A 2,982-nucleotide genomic window follows, 5' to 3' on the forward strand; every position below is an offset into this window, starting at 1 on the left:
ATTCTCAAAAGAGAACTTTGGCGTAAAAATACACAAAACAATACAGATTGCCCCCGCTTTGCACTATTCATGAAGCATTGTTTAAAAGAACTTCATGGAACCTCTAACAAGTCCACTCAAAACAGCCACTGCCCTATAACGCTTTTAACAAAAGCACATGCCTCTGTGACCCAAAAAGTGACACCCAAAACTGCTTTATTTTAACTGCTGAAGATCTCTCCCCCACATTTATGTAGAAAGACCTCTAAACAAAATTGTTTAGCCCGTCAATGGTTAATACATCAATATCCCCATAAATATAAAGGATAAATTTGCTCAACCATATCCCCTTGCATTCATAGAGTGAATCTCCAAAGAACGCCTTATCTATGAGTTTTGAAGTTTTTGAGTATTTTGAGAGTTTGAGAAACCTTCAAAACCTATAAGCAAAATTCGCAATAAAATTCTTCAAAATACTCATTCTGATATTTTAAAGCACATAGTGCATTTGTCTTTTTTTCATAAAACGAATAGCAGATTTCACTATTTTGCTGATCTTATCCCATGTCATGGGCTGTGGATAAGCAGCATTTAAAAAACTTTTTGAAAAAAATATCGGCTTTTTTCGCATTTTTCTGCATTTTTTCTTAATTCGTTCAAAATGGATTTAATAAGCTTCGTTTTAATTCTTTTGAAGAGAATTAAACCCCTTATACGAAAACGGAGCTCTATTGTAACAGGACGTGAACTGGGTCATTTGCACGTGAATTATGAAACTGTAGAACCTTATCCAGTGACCTTTAAAAAGGGTAATCCAAAACAAACAGAGATCTATAATCCAGAAAAGTTTTATTATGTGACTGAAATGAAATTCGCAAAAATTAAGAATAGTAAGGAAAAGGATAAATCGACTGTTATTTACAATAGCAATATCACAATAACAGATATCTCTCTTGAAGCTTATGAGTATATCGTTAATGGCAAGCCCGCTCTTGAATGGGTTATGGGGCGTCAATGTGTAAAGACTGATAAAAAGAGTGGCATTATTAATGATGCCAATAGCTATGCTGTTGAAACCGTTGGCAACCCTGCTTATCCATTGGAGTTATTCCAAAGGGTTATTACTGTAAGTTTGGAAACAATGAAAATTGTTAAGAACTTACCAAAATTAGAAATTAGAGAAACTGAATAACTTATAAAGCATGCTCACATGATAGGCATATTAACCTCACAAGAGAGGGGGTATAAGGTCTTATACCTATAGGTTCTATATCCCCTTTATAAACTGCGTACATACAATCTTTAAAAGGAGTGTTTATATGCGTTATTCTAAAAAGAAATCATTTGCACTTTTAAATACTCTTATTTTGATTGCTTTAAGACTTTTAAGAATTCCCATCTTAAAGTGAATACGCTTCTTTTACATTGCCTTTAAAAGATTATACCGTAATCTAAAATGATAGCTTTATCCTTTTCAAAAGCTTTGTTTAAACAGAATTATGTATATTCATTTTCTTATATTACTTATAGGTTTTTAAGGTTCTTAAAACCCTCAAAACTAAGTACCATAAAAGTCTTGATAACATTTCTTATGAGTTACAAACTATCTTTTGAAAGGCTTTAAAGATTACATACTCTCATAAGACATGTTTTAATCATTCACTAAATGATCACTTTTGTCGCTTCAATGTACTGACATAAACTGACAAATATATATTTACAGTTGTATTTATTTGTTATGGCTGTTTTAATAAGTTGTATTTTGAAAAATTCATAAAACTTAACTTATTGAAATATAATGATTTTAATTTTCTCTCATTTAAAAAAAATGATATAGGTTCTAAAAAGAACTGACAAAAATGACAAAATTTTATTAAAAGGGATTTTGCTCATCTCTATAATTATCATTCTCTCTTTAGATGTTTTCATAAAAAGCAGTAAATCATAATTATCATATATTCTATTTATCATTTCTCTTATGAAAATGGAAAATGATGCCATGGCTATAAAGAACATAACAGCTATAGAGAAAGCAAAAATGCAAATGAAAGCATTTGTTATAAGAGCGCAGTGCTATTAAGGTCGTTTAAATTAAAGCCCCTTATAAATAAAATTCACAAAAAATTTAAAATTCATTTAGTAAAAAAATTGATAGGTTATAAAGATAAAAATACGCATTATGAGAGCGTTTTTAAATATTATAAATGTATAGATTCAGAAAATAACGCAATCGTTTCATAAAGCCTATAATATATCTTTAAAAGCACATAAATATAAAAGAAGCAATTAATAAGCATAAGATATTATCAATACACAACGTATTAAAAAAATAAGAAAAAATATCAAAAAAGATAGAATATTATTTGACAATAAATACGTATTTTGTTATATAAATAATCAAGTGCTTAACAACACTAAACAGTAAGCGAATAGGTTGCGATAAACCTAATCCTATTAAAAACTGACTATCTTTTATGCTTTTGTTAGCATATATAGTGATTTTGTCGGGTGTAGTTACACCATACAATACCCATTTATGGGAAAAGTGTAACGACGGACTTACTGCCGTGTTTGTTAGCACCCGGCGCCTCTATAGAGATGCCAATAACAAACATTTAATCAGTAAGGTTTAATTATGAAAAATATCTCAAAAAACATCCCCATTATTTCTAACATTGCAAATGAAACCGCGCCTGTTAATCAACAAGAGCCTGCAAAAAAATACGAATTTACCAATGAAAAATTCACTTTTGATGGTCTTACTTTATACCGTATACGTGCTCTAAGAGATTTTGATGATATTAAGGCGGGGGACCTCGGCGGTTTTATTGAAAATGAAAGTAACTTATCCCATGATGGTAATTGCTGGGTCTATGATAATGCCGCGGTTCTTTTCGATGCAACTGTTTATGAAAATGCTAAAATTTATAATGATGCGAAAATCTTTAGAGGTGCCAAGGTGTATGGTAATGCTATCGTCAATGGCAAGGCATTGGTTTTTGA

At 30.7% G+C, this 2,982-nt stretch carries 1 protein-coding gene and 2 pseudogenes; all 3 read left to right on the plus strand.

The window, feature by feature from the left end:
* Nucleotides 1-204 (plus strand): hypothetical protein (locus ACFIJK_RS08980; protein ID WP_375627555.1); only part of this gene is annotated, 204 nt, incomplete at its 5' end.
* 505 nt (nucleotides 205-709) lie between these two features.
* A pseudogene (locus ACFIJK_RS08985) lies at nucleotides 710-1,171 on the plus strand (type ISP restriction/modification enzyme); the annotation flags it as partial.
* A 1,443-nt stretch (nucleotides 1,172-2,614) separates the two neighbouring features.
* Nucleotides 2,615-2,982, plus strand: a pseudogene (locus ACFIJK_RS08990) (hypothetical protein); the annotation flags it as partial.

The organism is Bartonella sp. PS17NMGDW, from assembly GCF_042193555.1.
Lineage (GTDB): Bacteria > Pseudomonadota > Alphaproteobacteria > Rhizobiales > Rhizobiaceae > Bartonella > Bartonella grahamii.